The organism is Kribbella sp. CCNWLW201 (assembly GCF_037203805.1).
In the GTDB taxonomy this organism is placed as follows: Bacteria; Actinomycetota; Actinomycetes; order Propionibacteriales; family Kribbellaceae; genus Kribbella.
The window spans coordinates 163,636-184,507 of record NZ_JBBCBQ010000009.1 but is presented as its reverse complement, the minus strand read 5'-3'; the positions used below and the strand labels follow the sequence as shown (position 1 = coordinate 184,507).

Here is a 20,872-nt window from a genome sequence, read left to right as displayed (position 1 = left end):
GCCAAGACGTTGGTTGGGAACCTTCGGGGATCCGGGAGGCCGGGTGCTGGCGGCGAAGAACCTCGAGGTCGTCTACGACGACGTGATGCTGGTGCTGCGGGGCGTCGGCCTCGAGGTCCCGCAGGGACGGATCGTCGCCCTGCTCGGGGCGAACGGGGCCGGCAAGTCCACCTTGCTGCGCGCGCTGTCCGGCCTGCTCGACGTCCATGACGGCGAGGTCCGGCGCGGATCGATCACCCTCGACGGCGAGCCGATCCACACGTACGGCGCCAGCCGGGTCGCCGCCCTGGGCATCAAGCAGGTGATGGAGGGCCGGCGCATCCTGGCCGACCTCACCGTCGAGGAGAACCTCCGGATCGGCGGCCACGTCGCCCCGCGCACGATCAAGACCAACCTGGACCGGACGTATCAGCTGTTCCCGGTGCTGGCCGACCGGCGCCGCAAGCTGGCCGGCTACCTGTCCGGCGGCGAGCAGCAGATGCTCGCCATCGGACGGGCACTGATGTCCGATCCGAAGTACCTGCTGCTGGACGAGCCGAGTCTCGGGCTGGCTCCGATGATCGTCCGGCAGATCCGGGACGTGATAGTGCAGATCAACCAGCAGGGCACGACGGTCCTTCTGGTCGAGCAGAACGCGGCGATGGCGCTGTCGATCGCCGAGCACGGCTACGTACTGGAGAACGGCGCGATGGTGATGGACAAGCCGGCGGCGGATCTGCTCGCGGACGGCGACGTACGCGAGTTCTATCTCGGCCTCGGCGCCGAAGGGTCGGCGAGGTCGTTCCGCGACGTGAAGCATTACCGCCGCCGGAAGCGGTGGTTGTCATGACCGCCACGGAGGCTCGTGAAAGCGAACGCACCGAGGAGGTCACCCCGGTGCTCACGTTCGAGGATGTGGTCCTCGGATTCGAGGGGGTGACCGCCCTCAACGGCGTGAGCTTCACCGTGAACCAGGGCGAACTGTTCGCCGTGATCGGGCCGAACGGGGCCGGCAAGACCTCGATCTTCAACGTGCTCTCCGGCGTCTACCGGCCGCAACGCGGCGCTGTCCGGTTCGGCCACGAGAACCTGCTCGGCCGTCGGCCGCACGCGATCGCGCGCCTCGGCATCGCCCGGACCTTCCAGAACATCGAGCTGTTCTCCAACCTGACCGTGCTGGACAACCTGATGCTCGGCCGGCACCACCATCACCCGTACGGCGTCCTCGCGGCCTTCGCCTGGATCGGCAAGGCCCGCCGCAACGAGCTGGCCAACCGCCGGGCGGTCGAGGAGATCGTCGACTTCCTCGAGCTCGCCCAGTGGCGGCGACTCCCCGTGGGTCTGCTGCCGTACGGCGTGCAGAAGCGGGTCGAACTCGGCCGGGCACTCGCCTCCGAGCCGAAGCTGTTGCTGCTCGACGAGCCGGTCGCCGGGATGAACCTGGAGGAGACCGAGGACATGGCCCGGTTCATCCTCGACATCCGCGACGAGCTCGGCCTGCCGATGGTGATGGTCGAGCACGACATGGGCCTGGTGATGGATCTGGCCGACCGGATCATGGTGATCGACTTCGGCAAGCCGATCCGCACCGGTACGCCGAAGGAGGTCGCGACCGACCCTGACGTCGTCCGCGCCTACCTGGGCGAGGAACACCGGGTGATGCCATGAGCGAGCGAAGCGAGTTCATCATCAAGCGCAGCGGACCTTGTGCCTCATCCGCGCCCGGAGCGAAGCGAGGACGTGGATGAGAACCATCGCTACCCGAGTCCAGGACCGGGCGAAGACGACACCCCACGTGATCGCGTTGCGGGAGAAGGATCTGGGCATCTGGCAGCAGGTCAGCTGGGAGCAGTACTGGGACACCGCCGAGCTGGCCGGGCACGCGTTGATTGCCCTCGGCATCGAGCCGGGAGACCGGGTCGCGATCCACTCGGAGAACCGGCGCGAGTGGCTCTACACCGACGTCGGTACGGTCGCCGTCCGCGCCGCCACCGTCGGCCTCTACCCGACCAACCCGGTCGCCGAGGTCGGCTACCTGCTCCGCCACTCGGGTGCGAAGGTGCTGATCGCCGAGGACCAGGAGCAGGTCGACAAGGCGCTGGCGATCGAGGATCTGCCCGACCTGAAGCACATCGTGTACGTCGAACCACGCGGCATCCGGTACCGGTACGACGACCCGCGGCTGATCGCCTGGCCCGATTTCCTTGCGATCGGCAACGAGCACCGGGAGGCGCACCCGCACGCGGTGACCGAGCGGATGGACGAGGCACAGCCGGACGACGTGGTGTCGCTGATCTACACCTCGGGCACGACCGGTCCGCCGAAGGGCGTGATGCTGACGGCCGCGAACGTCGACTTCGCGATCCAGGAGCTGGTCGAACGCGGCGGCTTCACCGCACCGCCGCCGTCACCCCGCGACAGCGTGCTGTCCTACCTGCCGTTGTGCCACGTGGCCGAGCGGATCTTCAGCGGCTGGTTCGGTGCCGGGGCGGGCGTCTGCGTGCACTTCGCTGAGTCGATCGAGACCGTCGCGACCAACCTGCACGAGGTCCAGCCGAGCATCCTGTTCGGCGTACCCCGGATCTGGGAGAAGATCGCGGCCGGGGTGCAGATCCGGATCGAGTCCGCGGACCCGGTCAAGCGCCTGATCGGTGGCTACTGGCTGCGTCGGGCGGACTGGATCGGCGGCGTACTCGCGGCCAACGGTGGTCGTCACACCGCGGCCTCCAGAGCTGTCTACGCGATCGGCTGGCTGCTCTGCTACCGCGCGTTGAAGGACCGCGTCGGCCTGCGCAAGGTCCGGTACGCCGCCTCCGGGGCCGCACCGATCGCGCCCGAGGTACTGCGCTTCTTCATGGGGCTGGGCCTGCCGATGCACGAGGTGTACGGCATGACTGAGAACACCGCCGTGGCAACCGCGAACCGCCCCGGCCGCGTCAAGGTCGGCACGGTCGGCGAACCGCACAAGGGCGTCGAGGTGCGGATCGACGAGAGCACCGGCGAGATCCTCACCCGGCATCCCGGCACGTTCGCCGGCTACTGGCAGGACCCGGAGGCGACCGCGAAGGTGATCGATCCGGACGGCTGGCTGCACACGGGCGACGTGGGGGAGTGGGTCGACGGCACGCATCTGCGCATCACCGACCGGATGAAGGACATCATCATCACCGCGGGCGGCAAGAACATCGCCCCGTCGGAACTCGAGAACGCTCTCAAGGCATCGCCGTACATCAAGGAAGCGGTGGTGATCGGCGACCGGCGTAAGTTCCTCACCGCGCTGATCGGGATCGAGCCGGACACCGTCGGCCACTGGGCCCAGATGCATCGGCTGCCTTACTCGACGTACGGCGATCTGTCCGCGAAGCCCGAGGTGATCGCGCTCGTCCAGGGGGTCGTGGACGAGGTGAACGAACGGTTCGCCACCGTCGAGCAGGTGCGGTCGTTCCGGCTGCTGCCGAAGTTGCTGGATCACGAGGACGGTGAACTGACTGCGACCCAGAAGGTCAAGCGAAGCGCCGTCGCCACGACGTTCGCCGGCCTGGTCGAGTCGATGTACACCGGGGGTGTCCGGTGAACGAGTTCGTCGCCACCGTCGTCCGCGGTCTCGGCAACGGGGCGATCTACGCCCTGCTGGCGCTGGGGTTCGTGATCGTCTACAAGTCCATGCGGGTGATCAGCTTCGCCCAGCCGGCGTTCATGATGGCCGGCGCGCTGCTGGTCGGCTACCTGGTGCTGGAGATGAACTTCTTCCTGGCCGTGCTGGTCGCGCTGCTGCTGACCGCGCTGCTCGGCGCCGGGGTGGAACGGCTGGCGTTGCGGCCGATGATCGGCAAGCCGGTGTTCGTGATCGCGATCATCACCCTCGGCGTCGACATCGTGATCCGGACGGTGGTGAACTCGTTCATCGGCCTGGACATCCGGCAGATGGGTGATCCGTGGGGTCTGAAGCAGGTCGACGTACTGGGCGCCAAGATCGACCAACGGCACCTCGCCACGCTGGCGACGACGCTGATCGTGGTGGCGGCGCTGTTCGCGTTCTACCGCTGGTCGCGGACCGGTCTGGCGATGCGAGCAGCGTCGTCGGACCAGGAGGTCGCGCTCGCACAGGGCGTCTCGGTCGGGCGGGTGTTCTCGCTGTCGTGGGCGCTCGCGGCCGCGCTCGCCGGGCTGGCCGGGGTGTTCCTGTCGACCGGTATCGGGCTCGAGCAGAACCTCTGGCTGACCGCGCTCAAGGCCCTGCCGGTGATCATCCTCGGCGGCCTCGACTCCCTCGGCGGAGCAGTCGTCGCGGGCCTCGCGGTCGGCGTGGTCGAGGCGCTGGTCGGCAGCTACGGCGACGACCTCCACCCCGTCTTCGGCGGCGACTTCTTCCTGGTCGTCCCCTACTTGCTGATGCTGCTCGTCCTCCTGGTCAAACCGTACGGCCTGTTCGGCACTCGAGAGGTGGAGCGGATATGAGTCGACCACTGCTCTACCTGTCCTACAAGCAGGACATGGCGTTGCTGAATACGCCGGTAAAGCGGGTGTGGACGGCTGTGCTGGGGATTCTCGCGGTGTCGTTGCCGTTCATGCTGACCGACGATCTGCTCGTCGTCCTGGCGACGGCTTGTGTCGCGTCGATCGGGGCGATCGGGCTGAACATCGTCACCGGGCACGCCGGGCAGGTGTCGCTCGGGCATGCGTTCTTCCTGGCCATCGGCGCCTACACCGCGGCGGCGTTGTCGGGGGACCCGGACAGCCGGCTGATCGGGTTCGGGATCACCTCGCTGCCGATCTGGTTGCTCGCAGCCGGACTGGTCGCGGGGCTGGCCGGGTTGATCGTCGCGCCGCTGGCGGCCCGGCTGCGTGGGTTGTATCTGGCCGTGGTGACGCTCGGCCTGGTGTTCATCGGGGAGCACGTGTTCAAGCACTGGCGCGAGCTCACCGGGGGAGTCGGAGTCGGGCGGCCGGCCGCCGTACCGGAGCTGTTCGGGTTCCAGTTCGCGGTCGACGGGGAGGTGTTCACGAAGGCACAGAAGCTCTACCTGTTGATGCTGGTGCTGCTGGTGATCTTCGGCGTGCTGGCCCGGAACCTGGTCCGGTCCAGGATCGGCCGGGCGCTGGCCGCCGTACGGGACCGGGATCTGGCCGCCGAGGTGATCGGGGTCGACGTGACCCGGTACAAGATGATCGCGTTCGCGGTGTCGTCGTTCTACGCCGGCGTCGCGGGCGCGCTGCTGTACGTGATGATCGGCTTCGTCGAGCCGGGGTCGTTCAACCTCGGGATGTCGGTGCAGTACATCGCGATGGTGCTGATCGGCGGTGTCGCCACCATCTCCGGATCGGTGCTCGGCGCGCTGTTCATCACCCTGTTGCCGAGGGTCACCCGCGAACTCCCGGCCGTGCTGCCGTTCATCAGCGGCAGCTCGGCGGCCGGGGGGATCACGGTCTTCCAGGTCGAGACGATCCTCTACGGCCTGTTGATCATCGGCTTCCTGATCTTCGAACCGCGCGGGCTGTTCGGGATCTGGATCCGGATCCGCACCTACTGGAAGTCGTGGCCGTTCTCGCATTAAGGAGTATCGATGAGCGTGCACAAGGGAATCACCATCGCGCTGGTGGCGGCGATGGTCTTGATCGCGGGGTGCCGCAACGACGCCCCGGAGGAGCAGCAGGGCAGCTCGGGCGTCAAGTTCGACGTCGGGGTCACCTCCGAGCCGTGCCCGGCCGCGGTCGACAAGGCGAAGGGCTGCATCTACCTCGGCTCGATCTCGGACCTGACCGAGGGTCCGTTCAAGGCCCTCGGCGTACCGATCACCGAGAGCCAGAAGGCGTTCTGGCAGCGGGTCAACGAGGCCGGCGGGATCGGGGCCTTCGAGGTCGACGTGACCAAGTACACCAAGGACAACAAGTACAACCCGCAGATCCACAACGAGGTGTACGCCGAGATCAAGCCGGACGTCCTGGGGTTGGCCCAGACCCTCGGCTCACCGACGACTGCGGCGATCCTGGGCGACCTGAAGTCCAGCAACGTGATCGGCGTACCGGCGTCCTGGACATCGGCCTGGGCGTTCGAGGACGTGATCCTGGAGTCGGGCACGAACTACTGCTTCGAGTCGATGAACTCGGTCGACTTCGCGGTCGAGACGCTCAAGCCGAAGACCGTCGCCGCGGTGCACTTCCCGGGTGACTATGGTGACGACGCCGCGGCCGGGACGAAGATCGCGGCCGAGGCGAACGGGCTGACGTTCACCGACATCCCGACCGCTCCCGGACAGGAGAACCAGGGCGCGGCGATCCAGAAACTGGTCGCGGCCAAGCCTGATCTGGTCATCCTGACCACCGGCCCGACCGAGGCGGCGACCATCGTCGGCGGGGCCGCGCAGAACGGTTTCAAGGGCCAGTTCATCGGCACCAGTCCGACCTGGAACCCGGCCCTGCTGAAGAGCCCGGCCGCGCCCGCGCTGACCGCGCTCTACCGGCAGTCCGGACCCTGGGCGCCGTACGGCACGGACACCCCGGGTCACAAGGCGCTGGCCGAGTCGATCGACCAGGCGACCTTCAAGGCCGCACCGAACGACGGCTACACGGCCGGCTGGGTCTGGTCGTACCCGCTGAAGGCCGCGCTACAGAAGGCGGTCGACTCCAAGGACCTCACCCGGGCCGGGCTGCTGGCCGCGGTGAAGTCGCTGCAGACCGTGGACTACGAAGGGATGCTGCCGGCCGAGGCTGGTCGCTTCACCGGTGACCCGAACGAGCGGGTCTTCCGGGCCAGCATCATCTCCAAGGTGGACCCGACGGCCCCGACCGGCGTGAAGGTGGAGCGGGATTTCTTCACCGGCAAGACGGCCCAGGCGCACGAGTTCACCAAGCCCTGTTACCAGTAGTCACGTCAAAGTTGGGGGGCAGGGCGGCACCCGCGATTCTGGGAAATCGCGGGTGCCGCGGCGCGCGGTTCGCCTTGTCGTGGTCTGTTGTTCACCGTACGTTCATCGGTGACCGGCAGATCCTTTCCGCCCACGAGGAGGCCACGCACCGTGTCTGTTGAGCAGTCGTCAGAAGTACAGGCCCTGTCCCGGCGCCAGTTCGTCGCCCGAGCGGCCGCGGCGGGTGTCGCGGTCAGCGTCGCCGGCTCGGTCGAGGCGCTGTACACCGCCCAGCCCGCGCTCGGCACGTCCGGCCCGAAGATCGGGTACGGGCCGCTGATCGAGGACCCGAACGGCATGCTCGACCTGCCGCCCGGGTTCAGCTACAAGATCCTGTCCCGCGAGGGCACTGTCCGGGAGGACGGCCTGAAGACGCCGAGCCGGTTCGACGGCATGGGCGCCTTCGCGGACCGGCACGGCGGCTCCCGCCTGGTCCGCAACCACGAGTGCAGCCCGACCGCCACCATCAAGGTGGTCGCGCCGCCGGAGCGCACCTACGACCCGGCCGCCGCCGGCGGCACCAGCACGCTGGTCGTGGACAAGCACAACAGCACGACCGGCGAGTTCGTCAGTCTCGGCGGTACGGCGATCAACTGCTCCGGCGGCATCACGCCGTGGCGCACCTGGCTGACCTGTGAGGAGACCGAGCTCAAGGCGGGTCAGAGCGGCTACACCAAGGATCACGGCTTCATCTTCGAAGTCGACCCGTACGACGACCGCCGCAACAACAACCCGACCCCGCTGACCGCGATGGGCCGGTTCCAGCACGAGGCGGTCGCGGTCGATCCGGCGACCGGGATCGTGTACGAGACCGAGGACGCGTTCGTCGCGCCGCTCGGCGGGTTCTACCGGTTCCTCCCGAACCGTCCGCGCGGTGGATGGGGTTCGCTGCGGGCAGGTGGGGAACTGCAGGCCATGTACATCCCCGGTCTGCCGGACCTGTCCGTCGTGCAGGAGGCCGGCGCCGAGTTCGGCGGGGTCCAGTGGATCAAGGTGCCGGACCCGCTGGCGACGACCGTGTCGGTGCGCGCCCAGGACTACGGCAAGCCGATCACCGGCGGTTACAAGCTGGAGGGCTGCTGGTGGGGTACGCGGGACCGCTGCGTGTACTTCGTCTCGTCGTTCGCCCGGACCGAGCTCGGGCCGAAGGTCGACCACGACGGCCAGGTCTGGCGGTTCGACCCGCGGAAGAAGACGCTCCGCCTCGAGGTGATCTTCACCCGGCCGAAGCCCGGCTCGGACGACCCGGAGTTCGATGCTCCGGACAACATCACGATGTCGCCGTACGGCGGTCTGATGATGTGTGAGGACGGTCTCGGCGAGCAGCACATCCTCGGCACGACCGAGGACGGCGAGGTCTTCAAGTTCGCCCGCAACCGGGTGAACAACGGCACCCCGGAGGACCCGGAGTTCGGCGAGCTGGCCGGGGCCGGCTTCTCCGCCGACGGCCGGACGATGTTCTTCAACGTCTACACGCCGGGGATCACCTACGCGATCACCGGCCCCTGGCGCCGCCGCCGCTGACCACCACCGCCCCCAGCCCTGCGTCCCATCCCGTCCACTGAAGCCACCGTGCTGGCTGGCGTGCCGCGCCAGCGAAGCCACCGTGCTCGCTGGGGCGCGCGCCAGTGAAGCCACCGTGCTGGCTGGGGTGCCGCGCCAGTGAGGCGACCGTGCTCGCTGGGGTGCCGCGCCAGTGAAGCCACCGTGCTGGCTGGGGTGCCGCGCCAGTGAGGCCACCGTGCTGGCTGGGGTGCCGCGCCAGTGAGGCCACCGTGCTGGCTGGGGTGCCGCGCCAGTGAGGCGACCGTGCTGGCTGGGGTGCCGCGCCAGTGAGGCCACCGTGCTGGCTGGGGTGCCGCGCCAGTGAAGCCACCGTGCTGGCTGGGGTGCCGCGCCAGTGAAGCCAGTGTGCTGAGTGTGGGCAGTTGGTCGCCGACAAGGGGCTGTCGGCGACACAGTCCTTTCACCCGATGCTACTCGGGCCGCCATTCGCACGGTGGCTTCAGTGGCGGGGGCCGTCTGCACGGTGGCTTCAGTGGCGGGGGCCGTGTGCACGGTGGCTTCAGTGGCGGGGACGTGGATCGGGCCCGGGCGGTGGTGGTCCGCCCGGGCCCGGTCAGGGGGTCTCCGTTGGCTGTGCGTCAGCGGGTTTCGATGACGATCCCGGCCTCCATCTCCAGTACGCGGTGGTAGTCGGCGTCGAGGGTGGCCGGGTCGCTGTGGATCAGGATGACCCAGGCCAGGCAGGTGAACAGGTCGACGGTCTCGGGGACGACGGCGTCCTCGTCGTACAGGATCTTCATCCAGTGGAACGACTTCAGTGCGTCGATACCGTCGAAGACCTCGCGGTTGCGGAAGTAGCCCTCGCCGGGCGCGATGATGAAGACGCCGCGTAGGTGCTGGACCAGGTCGAATCCGTCCCGGACCTCACCGCGGACGCGATGCGCGACGGTCCGCTTGATGTGGTTGTCGCCGGTGGCCAGCTCGCTGACCATCTGGTGACCACCGCCGGCCGGCCGGGCCGCGACCTCGATCAGCCGCGGGCCGTCCGCTGTCATCATCACCTCGACGTGACCGCAGCCGATCCGGATGCCGACCGCGTCCAGCACCTGCTGGGTGTACGGCCACAGCGCCTGCACTTCGGGATCGTCCTCGGCCAGGAAGTCGATCCGCCGATAGATGCCGATCTTGTCGCCCCGGCCGACCTTCGTGTAGCGGCACACGTCGACCAGCGCGTGCTTCCCGTCCACGCTGTAGGTGTCGACCAGGTACTCCGTGCCCTCGGCGTACTCCTGGATCAGTACGGCGTCGTTGGTCAGCCCCATCTTGTTGGTCCGCCCGAGCACCCGGTCGAACCGCTCCCGCCAGTCGCCGTCCTCGAAGACGACGTACACCTCGTCACCGGCCGCGCTCTTCGGCGGCTTGATCACCAGCCGGCGGCCGAGCAGCTCGTTCTCCTTCAGCCACTTCTCCGCCTCGACCGGATCGGCGGTCCGGAACTGACGCAACCGCGGCACACCCGCGGCGGCCAGCGCCTGCGCCATCTCCCACTTGTCCCGCCGCGCCGACGCCAGCTCCGGGACGTTCCCGGTGCCAGGCACCAGGATCTCGATCAGCTGGTCACACAGCTCGACCCCGCTCTCGGCGCCGGGAACCAGGTACTCCGGTTCGTACTGCCGCAGCTCCTCGGCCAGCGCGTGCACGTCGCCGGTGAAGTAGTGCACGTGCTCGAAGTCGTCCGGATGCCAACTGGCCGTGTACGCCGGCGGCGGCTCGGCACCACTCAGTACGGCAACCGGCAGCCGGCCCGCCTCGCGGAACGCGGCCGGATATTCCTGTCCCGTGGACAACGGATCCACGATGATCGTGTAGTTGCTCATGGCAATCCTCCTACGAGCTCTCGCTCGGCAGCGGTTCTGCGACAGGTGCGCGGTCGGCTTCGGGTGAGGCTGTTGGCGTCATCCCGAAGTACGCGAGGACGATGCCGATCGCGCCGGCCAGCCCGCACCACACCCAGACCTGGGTGCCGGACTGGTTCCACACCCACACCCCGAGGAACGGGCCGAGCGCGGAGCCGAGTCCGAACATCGCGTGCGCGGAACCGACGTACCGGCCGAGCAACGGCTGCGGCGCGGCCATCCCCGGGTAGGCGAACATGGTCGGCCCGCCGATGATCTCGGCCAGCGTCCACAGCAGCGTGCCGATCACGAAGATCGCCAGTCCGCCGGGCAGCGCGTAGAACGCGAGCCCGCCGCCGAGCAGCACGAACCCGGTCATCGCGACCACCCGGGCCGGCCAGTTCTGCACCACCTTCGTCACCAGCAACTCACAGGTGATGACGATGAAGCCGTTCAGTGCGACGACCGCGCTGAACCACCAGGTCGACAGTCCGTCGGCCTTCATGTGCAGCGGCAGGACGGCCAGGTACTGCATGTAGATCGCCGCGTTGATGAACATGCACAGCAGGAACAGCACGTACTTGTAGTCCCGCAGTACGGCGACATAGCCGCCGGTCGACGGTTGATCGGAAACCGTGTCTTCAACAGGCTTGGGGGATCGCTTGGGCAGGGCGACGATCGCCACCGCCGCGTAGGCCAGGGCCGCGACCGCCTCGCCGATGAACAGCAGGTTCCACGACACCGCGACCAGGGCGGCACCGATCAGCGGTGCCGCAGTGGTCCCGAGGTTCATCGCCAACCGATAGACCGCGAAGATCATCACCTGGCGGTTCTTCGGTGTCAGCTCGGTCAGCAGCGCGGCCGAGGCCGGACGGTAGAACTGCCCGACCGCACCGGCCAGCGCAACCACGACCACCACGGCCGTGTAGCTGGGCACGTACGCGATCGCCAGCACGAATCCGGCCATCCCGAACATGCTGATCATCACCGCGGCTCGCGGTCCGATCCGGTCCGACAGCGATCCGCCGATGATCAGGCCGATCACCGAACCACCGCCGTACACGCCGAGCGCCGTACCGGCTTGCACCGGAGTGAAGCCCTTCGAGGTGGTGAGGAACAGCACCAGGAAGACCTGCAGGAACCAGCCGAGCTTGTTCACGAAGACGCCGACCAGCAGCGCCTTCACCGGCACCGGGGCTTCCCGGATGGTCGCCCAGATGCCGGTGCTCTCTTCAGTGGTTGTCATTTCGGATGTCCCGCCCAACGCAATGCCTTCTCCGCGGCGTCAAGCCCGGCCCGGCAGTCCTCGATGGAGCCGGCGACCGCGGTGGCGTAGGCGATCCGGCCCCAGAGCGTTCCCTCCGGCGGCGGGCTGGTCGTCTGGCCGGCCTCCATCAGCGGCACCAGTTGGTCGATGGACTCCGGCAAGATGTCCGAGTCGAACTCGACCAGGTCGAGCACGGTGTCGTTCTCGTCCACATAGAAGAACCGGACACCGCCGACCAGCTTGCGATCCGGCACCAGCTCCGGTGCACGTCCGCAGGCGACCGCGGCCGCGGCCAGCCCTGGGTCGACCCCGGTCGCCTTCAGGCCGAGGTAGGGGATCAGGTCGCCGCCGATCCGGGCATTGATCTCGATCAGCTTCGGGCCGTCGGCCGTCATCATGATCTCGGTGTGCGTGACACCGTCGGTGAACGCGATCGCCTTGTGCGCGTCGACCAGCACCTGCATCAGCTGGTCGTCGGCGAGCAACGGGTCTGCCGCGTCGACGAAGTGACCGACCTCTTCGGCGTACGGCGGATAGCCGATCTCCTTGCGGGCAAGACAGAACGGCGTCACCTGACCCTGGAAGACGGCCGCGTCGATGCTGATCTCGTAGCCGTCGGCGAACTCCTCGACCAGGACCTTCACGTCGTAGTGCGGCGCCTCCGGGACGGTCGTGTCGTGGGCGAAGTCCCAGTTCTCACGCAGCTCGTCCGGCGAGTTCACCTTCACCACGCCGAGACTGGCGGCCAACGCACGTGGTTTGAGGATGCGCGGGTAGCCCACGTCCACGGCCAGGGCGTCCTCGACGGTGTCCACGAGAACCGACTTCGGCTGCGGGACCCCGTGCTCGGCGAGCGCCGTACGGGTCAGGTGCTTGTCGCGGCAGCGGTTCACCATTGCGACGTCACCACCCGGCAGGCCGAGGGCCTCGGCGACGTGGGCGGTCTGCAGGATCCGGGCCTCGTCCCAGCACAGCACGCCGTCGATGGACTCCTTGTCGTGCAGTTCGTGCGCGGCGGCGACCAGGGCGTCGGCGTCGAGGGTGCTCTCCAGCACGGTCCAGCCCTCGATGTAGTCCTTCTCCCAGGTCGGTTCGCTGTGCAGGAACATGTGGATCCGGTACTGCGGTGCGATCGACCGCAGGATGTACTCGCGGAACAGCCGCATGCCGGTGGCCACCACCAGCAGATGAGGTCTGTCGGTCATCTCATGCCTCCTTGGGGGGTGTCTGGGAACTCCGCGCGTGCTGCGCGGCGCTCGGCGGGCACATCGCGGCGTTGGAGGACGAGGCACGGAGAACCCCACTCCGAGCCTCGCCCTCCGCCTTGCGCTGCACTCCGCCGAGCACCTGCTCGCGACTGCGCGGAGTCCCCAGACACCCCCCCGACCGGTGCGGGGATCTGCCGGATCTGGCTCGTCCCGGTGGTGCCGTCGCTGCGACGGAAGTGGTCGGTGATCGTGATGTTGCCCTGAGCATCGAACTCGGGGACGCTGTGGCACTCGCCGCTGATCAGCTCGCCGGTCAGGCTGATCAGGCAGTACGCCGCGTCGAACGAACCGTCGGCCCGCAGGTTCCCGACCAGCCGGCCGCTGCGCAACGTGCCGCCGGCATAGAACTCCGCCCAGACCAGGTCGCCCTCGCGGTGATACTGCCCGTACGGCGCACCGGCGGACGGATCGTCGACCTCGAGCTGGAACCACACCCCGTCGATGTCGGGAAAGAGTGGTTCGTGGAATGCGGCGGTCACCACTGCACCGCGCAGAGCTCGTCGGAGATCGGGTAGATCTCCCGGTCGAACATGGAGTTCAGCACGATCGCGGCCCGGACCGGCAGTTGGGTCAGACCGGCGTTGGTCAGGCCGTGGCTGTATCGGCTGGCGTTGAACGTGTAGATCTTGTGCCCGTTCATGCCCTTCCAGCGCACCGAGTAGTCCGGCTCGACCAGCAACTGCCCGTCGTCGTCGACCTCGATCCGCTCCTTCAGGTCGTCGTCAAACGGGGCCTCCACGTGCTCCCGCCCGCCCGCGACAACGACCTGGCGTACGACGTGCTCCTCCGGCGTCGTGGACGTCGTACAGCAGAGCCGGATGTCGCCGTCGGATCCCGGTGCGGACGACTTGACGTCGCGGCCCGGCAGCAGCGTGACCGGGAAGCGGCCGAGGGACAGGAAGCCGTCGTAGTTGGACTGGTAGAGCGCCCGCAGTCCGCCAGGCGTGATGGCGTCACCGCTGTAGCGGGAGTCGTCGATCATCTGCTTGCGTTTGTCGCGGTTGAGGCCCTGCAGGTACTCGATGTGCGACGGCCGGTAGAGCTCGTTGGCCATCGGCGAGTCGTCGATGCTGCGGAACCACTGGTTGCGGCCCAGCCAGCGGATGTCGGTGAAGCCGGAGCCGAGCAGCCGCAGGACGCACTCGAGACCGGTCTGGCCGCCGCCGATGACAGCGGTAGGCGCGGCCTTGTCCAGGGCCGGCATCCGGTCGCCGAGTTCGTCGGCGATGAACGCTCGCTCGGCGGGCAGGCCGCGGAGGTACTCCGGGCGGACCGGACGGGTGCCGAGTCCGAGTACGAGGTGCTCGGAGACAGCGGCCGGTACGCCGTCGACAGTGACTTGGAAGCCGTCGTCGGTGATCGAGATCGCGTCGACCCGGGAGCCGAAGTTGACCACGCCGAGCCGCTGGGTGGCCCAGGCCAGGTAGCGCTCGTACTCGATCCGGGGGAGCGAGTCGAACTGGGAGTTGATCAGCGCATAGAGCCGCCCGGAGGTGACCAGGTAGTTCAGGAACGTCAGCTCGTGCCGCGGGTCGACCAGCGAGACCAGGTCCTTCATCCAGCCGGTCTGCATCCGGACGCCCGGGTAGAGCAGGGGAGTGTGCCAGCCGCTGCCCGGGCGAGCGTCGAACAGTGCCAGCTTCTCGGTGGTGACGTTCTTGTACAGGGCCGCCAGTGAGAGGTTGGAGGGCCCGGCCCCGATACCGATGGTGTGGTACCGGGGCGTTGTTCGTTTCGTGCCTGGTTCCGTGATGGTCATGCGCTGTGTCTCCGTCCGCGAAGTGGTGGTGCGCGTGTTGGGCGTGTCTGACGATTCCCCGCCTACTGCGCGGCACTCGGCACGGCACCTCGCCGCACGTGAGCAAAGGCCACGATGCTCCGCATCGAGACCTTCGCTCCCGCACGCCGATGCACCGCACCGAGCACCTGCTCGCGACGGCGTGGAATCGTCAGACACACCCACACCGGTGACGAGCAGGTCGCTCGCAGCCGCCCGGCTAGCGGCCAGCGCGGTTTTCACGCTGCCGCCGGACCCACCGGTGAAGGTGAAGAGCCGATGTGTGCTGCCGAGAACCGACCACAGGGTCAGCACCGGCGGATCGGCATAACAGTCGGCGTTGCTGACCACCTGGTCGGGCGCCGACAGCTTGAGGTGTGGCAGCCGCTCGCCGGCGATCCGGACGGCCTGAGCGGCCAGGTCCGGGATCGGGCTGCTGCTGCCTGGTGGGACGGACCAGCGGTGCGTGTCCACACCGAGGAGCAACCTGCCGTCGGCGGTGGGCCGCCCGTACAGGTCGCTGGTCTCGTCCACGAACATGGTCGGCAGGGCGCCGTCCACCTTGCAGATGGCGATCTGGATCGCCTTGGTCCGGTACGGCTCGGTCGGCAGGGCATTGCCGGCGAGCAGGCCGGGTGTCCACGGGCCCGCAGCCACCACGACGACGTCGTACCGCTGACTCAGGCCGGGGAGGCGACAGCTGACGGAGCCGTCCGGGTGCGGGACGAGCCGCAGTACCGGTCCGTCGAGCACTCGGCTCCTCAGCCCTGTGGCGAGTTGCCGGATCACCGACGTACGGAGCTGGTCCGGCCTGATGAACCCGGCTCGCTTCTCGCAGACACCGACCGTGCCTTCGGGCAGACCATGCCAGCCCTGCTGCTCGAGCTGGTCTCGATCGAGGATCTCGATCGAGCCCGGGTGAGCGTGCTCGACCTCCGCAACGGCTGCCTCCAGCCCGGAGTACGACGGCAGCAGGTAGGTGCAGCCAGTTTCGGTGTACCCGGCTTCTTCCTGCAGGCCGTCGAAGAGCTCCGTCAGGCTGTCGATGGCCAGCCGGCGCTGCGTCGGATGTGTCTCGAAGCCGCGGACTCCACCACCCGATGCCGCTGTGGCGTCCATCCCAGGTGGGCCCGTCACTAGGTCGACCTCGACGGACTCACTCAGTCGCCAGGCCAGCAACGTGCCGGCGATTCCGGCGCCGATCACGCAGACTCGCATGCCTTACTCGCTCCCGGTCAGGGCGGCCCGGAGCGACCCGGTGTCCTGGACACCGCCGGCCAGCAGGGTGAGCAGGCTACGGGCCGCCAGCGGCAGGTCGAACCCGCTGGGCCGGAGCGCGCTCTCACCGCGGGCCCGCTCGATCGCGGCCAGCGCCGGATCGAGCGGTTCGGAAACCCGGTGCACCCCGGCCAGCAATGGTTCGACCCGGTCCGCGAAGGCACGGAAGGAGTTGAAGGTGAAATCACTGCGGAAGCGATCGGGCCGGTCCCAGGCCAGAAACAAACGAACGATTGACGGATCCGCGGTGCGCAGTAATTCCGTCGCGGTGATTCCATGATTCCGGCTGGTCGAGAATTTGTCCCCGTCGAATGTGTAGAACTCGTTGACCACGAGGCCGGCCAGTGGCAGCCGGGCAACCCCGGCGGCGGCCCAGACCGCGGGCCAGTACAGCGCGTACCAGAACGCGTTGTCGAGACCGAGGAAGTGCCACAAATGGTCTACTCGATCGAGCGCGGCCAGGTAGCCGCTCACGTCGGCGGCATCAGGGTCGACTGCGCGCGCGACGCCGTACAGGTCGGAGAGCGCGATCTCCGTGTACGGGCCGATTCGCACGCCGGTGAGTGGGCCGTCGCCCTCGATACCCCAGTTGGTCGGATAGGCGAGTGCGATCTCCGGAAGCCCGGCCCGGAGAGTGCGGTCGATCAGGTCCCGGACGGCCGGTGGAAGGTCGGCTCGCAACCACGTCGCGATCAGGGTTTCGCGGTGGTCCTCCATCCGCAGTACCGGCACTGTCGCCGTGAACGGACGGGGCTCGCCGCCGCAGCGGCCGCAGACCGGATCGACCATGGTGTCGACCTGGGTGAAGCTGCCGCACTGCTCGCACGCGCCGCCCGCCGCGGGCGCTTTGCACTCGCCGCAGAGCCCGCTGAGGTAGGACTCGTGCAGGGTCCGGCCGCAGTCGGCGCAGGCGTGCAGGGTGACCTCGCACAGTGGTGTGGCGCCGCTCGTCACGAGGTGGTTCATGAGTTGCCGGATGATCGGCGAATGCTCGTCCCCGAGCGGGTCGGTGAAGTAGTCGAACCCGATCCTGGCCAGGCCGTAGGTGTCCTGGATGTCATCGCGGAACTCGGCCGTCATCACACCGACCTCGACGCCTTCACGCTCGGCTCGGGTCAGCACGTAGTTCTGGTGCACGTCCAGGCCGGTGGTGACGACGACGCGCTCCCCACGGGCTCGAGCGGCCCGGGCGGCGATGTCGGCGGCGAGGTACGGACCGGACAGATGACCGACGTGCAACGGGCCGTTGATGGTGGGCTGCGGGAACGTGAAAACCGTGACCGGATCAGCCATGGCCGGCCGCCTCGGCCAGCGGCATCCAGTACGCGCTGAACACGGTCAGCGGTACGTCGGCCGAGCGATTCTGTACGACGTGTGCCTCGGTGCTGCCGAGCAGGAACGCGTCGCCCTGCTGGACCTCGTACTCCCGGTCGCCGACCAGGACGTGCGCGGTGCCGGCCACGACCACAGACAGCTCGAGTTCGGGATGCTGGTCAACCGGGCTCTCGGATCCCGGCGGAACGCTGTACCACATCGCCTGGAACGGCAGATCCCGTTCCAGTGCGTACTGCTCCCAGCGGACCACTCGGATGTCTTTCACGTACTGGTCGTCGCCGGTGCTCAGATCGAATGTGCGCATGCTTCGCCACCCTCCGTAGCCGACGCAAGGCGCGGCTCAAGAAGTTGAGTAAAAGCGGATGAAGGTACGGAACAGACGCTTAGTCAGCCTTGGAACGAGCGCGACACACGCCACCAACGTCGTCGCGAAACTCGGTGACCCCCCAGTCTCCGTGGCCGAAAATATAGGTAAGGTAGCGCTGCGAGTAAAGGGGAATACGCAACGAATTTCCGGTCAATCCGTAACCGGGCCGGAAGTTATTCGTTGGAGCAGCTATTTGTGATCGAGCGATTACGCTCAGACGTCACCGGGGAAGGCAACCGGGGCGCCGCCCCAGGCGAGCTGGGCGCTCGCCGTCGCCAGCAGACTCTGGATCGCGAACGCGCGGATGGCCGGCTGCTCGGCCGCCTCGACCAGATCGCCGTACACCGCCGACAGCCGCCGCTCGATCAGCAGGACCAGTGCCGAGGCCGTCGCCGCGTTCGTCACCGCCTGGGGCAGGTCGTACGCCGGTTCGGCGGCGACCGGGGTCTCGCCGGCGGCGACCACCAACTGGGTCAGCCGGTCGCGGTTGGCGCGGTGCTGCTCGTACGTGTCCGTCGCCGCGCGGAAGCGGGCGCCGCTGAGCTTGCCGCCGGCAACGCCCAGGCCGTACACGGCCGCGTGCTCACCGGCGAGCGCTGCCTGGAGTGCCTCCACCTCAGTCACTCGGAGTCCACCTTCTTCTTCGGGGCGAGCGTGGTGGCCAGCTGGGTCTCGGAGGCAGCGATCATCGCGAGCAGGCGGGCGGGTGCACCGGACACCTTGGCCGCCGCGGCAGCGTGGGCGATGGCTGCGGCCTTCTCGCGCTTCGCCAGGTCGGTCAGCGCGGCTGCCGACGTACTCGGGAGTGCCGGGAGCTTGGCGGCTGCGGGTGCTGTCACGCCCGGAGTCTCCTTGAGCCGGGCCAGGTGGCTGGCGTGGTACTTGGTGCCGGCGGCGAGCTGGGTGCGCAGGGCGGGGAACTTCTGACTGACGCTGGTGTACCGGAGCGACAATTGAGTTACCAGGGCGGCCGCCGTACTGAGTGCCGCGACGACCACCGGGTCGGTGCTGGGTGTCTCCTCGCCAGGCTGACCCGAGTTCTTCGTGGCGCCCGGCGTACCGGAGCTGCTCGGGCTGTCGTCGTCGCAGCCGGTCAGCACGACAGCGCCCGACACGAGGGCGGCGGTCGTGAGCGCGGCACGGCGCGACAGGCGGAGGGGTTCGTTCGGCACGGCGGAACGATACCCGGCGCAGGAGGTGACGAGCGGGTGGCCGGTCCGGTGACGAGCCGGTGACCGGCCTGGGACGAGGCGGTGACGTGAGCACTGCCTCGGGCCGGATATGGTGGGCTACTGCCCTCGGTCGGATCGCCGGGTGGTGGAACGGGTGCACAACTGGAGAGAGAGGCAGGTCTACCTGTGAGCCGAAGGACTGACCACACGGACACCTCGAGCCTCGAGAACTTCCTGCGGCCGATCGTCGAGCAGTTCGGCTGCGACCTGGAGGCCGCCGACGTCGCGCCGGCCGGCCGCCGCCGGTTGCTGCGCGTGCTCGTCGACCGCGACGGCGGGATCAACCTGGACGACGTCGCCGACGTCACCCGGGCCATCTCCAAGGCACTCGACGCCGACGACATCATGGGCGACGGCGCCTACACGCTGGAGGTCTCCAGCCCGGGCGTCGACCGGCCGCTCACCCTGCCCCGGCACTGGCGCCGCAACGTCAGCCGGCTGGTCGCGGTCACGCTGACCGCCGGCGGGAAGGTGACCGGCCGGATCAAGTCCGCCTCCGAGGAGGCGGCCGAACTGGACGTCGACGGCAAGGTGCGGACCGTGCCGTACGCCGACGTGGCCAAGGCCAAGGTCCAGATCGAGTTCAACCGGGCTGCCGGCAACGACGAACCTGCCGCTGACGGCACGGTGGAGGAGAACTGACATGGACATCGACATGGCCGTCCTGCGGTCGCTGGAACGGGAGAAGGACATCTCCCTGGACGTGGTCGTCGAGGCGATCGAGCAGGCACTGATGGTGGCCTACCACCGCACCGAGGGTGCCCAGCAGCACGCCCGGGTCGAGCTGGACCGCAAGACCGGGCACGTCACCGTGTTCGCCCGCGAACTCGCCGAGGACGGCACGCTGGCCCGCGAGTACGACGACACCCCGAAGGACTTCGGCCGGATCGCGGCCACCACGGCCAAGCAGATCATCCTGCAGCGGCTGCGCGACGCCGAGGACGAGGTCCGGTACGGCGAGTTCTCCGGCAAGGAGGGCGACATCGTCTCCGGCGTCATCCAGCAGGGCCGCGACCCGCGCTCGGTGATGGTCGACCTCGGCAAGATCGAGGCGGTGCTGCCGGCCCCGGAGCAGGTGCCGGGGGAGAAGTACGAGCACGGCTCCCGGTTGCGGGTCTACGTGGTCGGCGTCCGCAAGGGCTTCAAGGGCCCGCAGATCACCGTCAGCCGGACCCACCCGAACCTGGTCAAGAAGCTGTTCGCGCTCGAGGTGCCGGAGATCGCCGACGGCACGGTCGAGATCACCGCGATCGCGCGCGAGGCCGGTCACCGGACCAAGATCGCGGTCCGGACGCTGAACCCGTCGGTGAACGGCAAGGGTGCCTGCATCGGGCCGATGGGCCAGCGGGTGCGCAACATCATGCACGAGCTGCATGGTGAGAAGATCGACATCATCGACCACAGCGACGACCCGGCCACCTTCGTCGGGAATGCGCTGTCCCCGGCGCAGGTTACGTCGGTGGAGGTCGTGGACGCCGCGGCTCGCGCCGCGCGGGTCGTCGTACCCGACTATCAGCTCTCGCTCGCGATCGGCAAGGAAGGGCAGAACGCCCGCCTGGCCGCCCGGCTCACCGGCTGGCGGATCGACATCCGGCCGGATACTGATGTGACTCGTGAGGACGAGAAGGTAGACTGATCTCTCGGTCGGTCGACTGAGTCGCAACCACACCCTGAGGATCACGTGACAGTGACGGTGGAAGCGCGCCCTGGCAAAGCCCGGGAGCGCACCTGCATCGGGTGCCGGAAGCGGTCCGGTCCGGCTGACCTGCTGCGGATGACGGTTTCCGGAGGACTTGTCCTCCCGGATCCCGCTCATCGGGCACCTGGCCGCGGGGCGCATCTGCACCCGGTGGCCGAGTGTCTCGACCTCGCCGAGCGGCGTAAGGCGTTCCCGCGGGCCTTCCGGGTCCCCGGTCCGCTGGAGCTGAAGCTCGTGCGAGATCATGTTGCGCAGTGCAGTGAAGAAAGTGCAGTGCACGGAAGAAAGCAAGGCAGTTGAAGTAACCAAGGCGGCCAACCGGCCGCCCGCGACGACCGTCGCGACGACATGAAGGCGGGTCATC

Annotated in this window: 19 protein-coding genes; 10 read left to right on the top strand and 9 right to left on the bottom strand. The window is 68.3% G+C overall.

The genetic code is table 11. From position 1 onward, the window contains the following. The first annotated feature begins 43 nt into the window (after window positions 1-43). The 7 genes from V9K99_RS31500 to V9K99_RS31470 all read left to right on the top strand — a co-directional run bounded on the left by V9K99_RS31500 (window position 44) and on the right by V9K99_RS31470 (window position 8,408). Window positions 44-829, top strand: a complete 786-nt coding sequence (locus tag V9K99_RS31500; RefSeq protein ID WP_337006035.1) for an ABC transporter ATP-binding protein — start codon at window positions 44-46, stop codon at window positions 827-829. Next, window positions 826-1,647, top strand: a complete 822-nt coding sequence (locus V9K99_RS31495; protein ID WP_337006037.1) for an ABC transporter ATP-binding protein — start codon at window positions 826-828, stop codon at window positions 1,645-1,647. The genes V9K99_RS31500 and V9K99_RS31495 overlap by 4 nt, the downstream gene beginning before the upstream one ends. 76 nt (window positions 1,648-1,723) lie before the next feature. Then, complete coding sequence (locus V9K99_RS31490) at window positions 1,724-3,553, top strand: AMP-dependent synthetase/ligase (RefSeq protein ID WP_337006039.1); 1,830 nt, start codon at window positions 1,724-1,726, stop codon at window positions 3,551-3,553. Then, window positions 3,550-4,437, top strand: a complete 888-nt coding sequence (locus V9K99_RS31485) for a branched-chain amino acid ABC transporter permease (RefSeq protein ID WP_337006041.1) — start codon at window positions 3,550-3,552, stop codon at window positions 4,435-4,437. The genes V9K99_RS31490 and V9K99_RS31485 overlap by 4 nt, the downstream gene beginning before the upstream one ends. Next, the gene (locus V9K99_RS31480; protein WP_337006043.1) at window positions 4,434-5,534 is read left to right on the top strand and encodes a branched-chain amino acid ABC transporter permease; all 1,101 of its coding nucleotides are present in this window, start codon (window positions 4,434-4,436) and stop codon (window positions 5,532-5,534) included. The genes V9K99_RS31485 and V9K99_RS31480 overlap by 4 nt, the downstream gene beginning before the upstream one ends. Before the next feature lie 9 nt (window positions 5,535-5,543). Continuing rightward, window positions 5,544-6,845, top strand: coding sequence for an ABC transporter substrate-binding protein (locus tag V9K99_RS31475; protein WP_337006046.1), 1,302 nt, complete (start codon window positions 5,544-5,546; stop codon window positions 6,843-6,845). A 150-nt stretch (window positions 6,846-6,995) separates the two neighbouring features. After that, window positions 6,996-8,408, top strand: a complete 1,413-nt coding sequence (locus tag V9K99_RS31470) for an alkaline phosphatase PhoX (RefSeq protein WP_337006048.1) — start codon at window positions 6,996-6,998, stop codon at window positions 8,406-8,408. 620 nt (window positions 8,409-9,028) lie between these two features. Here V9K99_RS31470 and V9K99_RS31465 read toward each other — a convergent pair. From V9K99_RS31465 to V9K99_RS31425, 9 genes are all read right to left on the bottom strand, one after another. Beyond that, window positions 9,029-10,267 (bottom strand): ATP-grasp domain-containing protein, encoded by a 1,239-nt coding sequence (locus tag V9K99_RS31465; RefSeq protein WP_337009019.1) that lies wholly within the window; start codon window positions 10,265-10,267, stop codon window positions 9,029-9,031. Between the two features lie 10 nt (window positions 10,268-10,277). Further along, window positions 10,278-11,531, bottom strand: coding sequence for an MFS transporter (locus tag V9K99_RS31460; RefSeq protein ID WP_337009017.1), 1,254 nt, complete (start codon window positions 11,529-11,531; stop codon window positions 10,278-10,280). Further along, window positions 11,528-12,757: an ATP-grasp domain-containing protein gene (locus V9K99_RS31455; protein WP_337009015.1), complete on the bottom strand. Its 1,230-nt coding sequence runs from the start codon at window positions 12,755-12,757 to the stop codon at window positions 11,528-11,530. The genes V9K99_RS31460 and V9K99_RS31455 overlap by 4 nt, the downstream gene beginning before the upstream one ends. Beyond that, entirely contained in the window at window positions 12,754-13,299 is a 546-nt protein-coding gene (locus tag V9K99_RS31450) for a hypothetical protein (RefSeq protein ID WP_337009013.1), read from the bottom strand. The genes V9K99_RS31455 and V9K99_RS31450 overlap by 4 nt, the downstream gene beginning before the upstream one ends. Next, window positions 13,296-15,815 carry an FAD-dependent oxidoreductase gene (locus V9K99_RS31445; RefSeq protein ID WP_337009011.1) on the bottom strand — a complete coding sequence of 840 codons (2,520 nt, stop codon included), beginning with the start codon at window positions 15,813-15,815 and terminating at the stop codon, window positions 13,296-13,298. The genes V9K99_RS31450 and V9K99_RS31445 overlap by 4 nt, the downstream gene beginning before the upstream one ends. A 3-nt stretch (window positions 15,816-15,818) precedes the next feature. Next, window positions 15,819-17,168 carry a class I tRNA ligase family protein gene (locus V9K99_RS31440; RefSeq protein WP_337009009.1) on the bottom strand — a complete coding sequence of 450 codons (1,350 nt, stop codon included), beginning with the start codon at window positions 17,166-17,168 and terminating at the stop codon, window positions 15,819-15,821. Next, window positions 17,161-17,514 (bottom strand): cupin domain-containing protein, encoded by a 354-nt coding sequence (locus V9K99_RS31435; RefSeq protein WP_337009007.1) that lies wholly within the window; start codon window positions 17,512-17,514, stop codon window positions 17,161-17,163. The genes V9K99_RS31440 and V9K99_RS31435 overlap by 8 nt, the downstream gene beginning before the upstream one ends. A 276-nt stretch (window positions 17,515-17,790) precedes the next feature. Next, window positions 17,791-18,201: a ferritin-like domain-containing protein gene (locus V9K99_RS31430; RefSeq protein WP_337009005.1), complete on the bottom strand. Its 411-nt coding sequence runs from the start codon at window positions 18,199-18,201 to the stop codon at window positions 17,791-17,793. Next, window positions 18,198-18,749, bottom strand: coding sequence for a cell division protein FtsK (locus V9K99_RS31425; protein ID WP_337009003.1), 552 nt, complete (start codon window positions 18,747-18,749; stop codon window positions 18,198-18,200). The genes V9K99_RS31430 and V9K99_RS31425 overlap by 4 nt, the downstream gene beginning before the upstream one ends. Before the next feature lie 186 nt (window positions 18,750-18,935). Between V9K99_RS31425 and rimP the strand changes: the two genes are divergently transcribed. Genes rimP through V9K99_RS31410 form a run of 3 tightly spaced genes read left to right on the top strand, consistent with a single transcriptional unit; the run spans window position 18,936 to window position 20,808 of the window. Next, window positions 18,936-19,451 carry a ribosome maturation factor RimP gene (gene rimP / locus V9K99_RS31420; protein WP_337009001.1) on the top strand — a complete coding sequence of 172 codons (516 nt, stop codon included), beginning with the start codon at window positions 18,936-18,938 and terminating at the stop codon, window positions 19,449-19,451. Between the two features lies 1 nt (window position 19,452). Continuing rightward, window positions 19,453-20,445, top strand: a complete 993-nt coding sequence (gene nusA, locus V9K99_RS31415; RefSeq protein WP_337008999.1) for a transcription termination factor NusA — start codon at window positions 19,453-19,455, stop codon at window positions 20,443-20,445. Window positions 20,446-20,490: 45 nt separating this feature from the next. Further along, the gene (locus V9K99_RS31410; protein WP_337008997.1) at window positions 20,491-20,808 is read left to right on the top strand and encodes a YlxR family protein; all 318 of its coding nucleotides are present in this window, start codon (window positions 20,491-20,493) and stop codon (window positions 20,806-20,808) included. The last annotated feature ends 64 nt before the right edge of the window (window positions 20,809-20,872 follow it).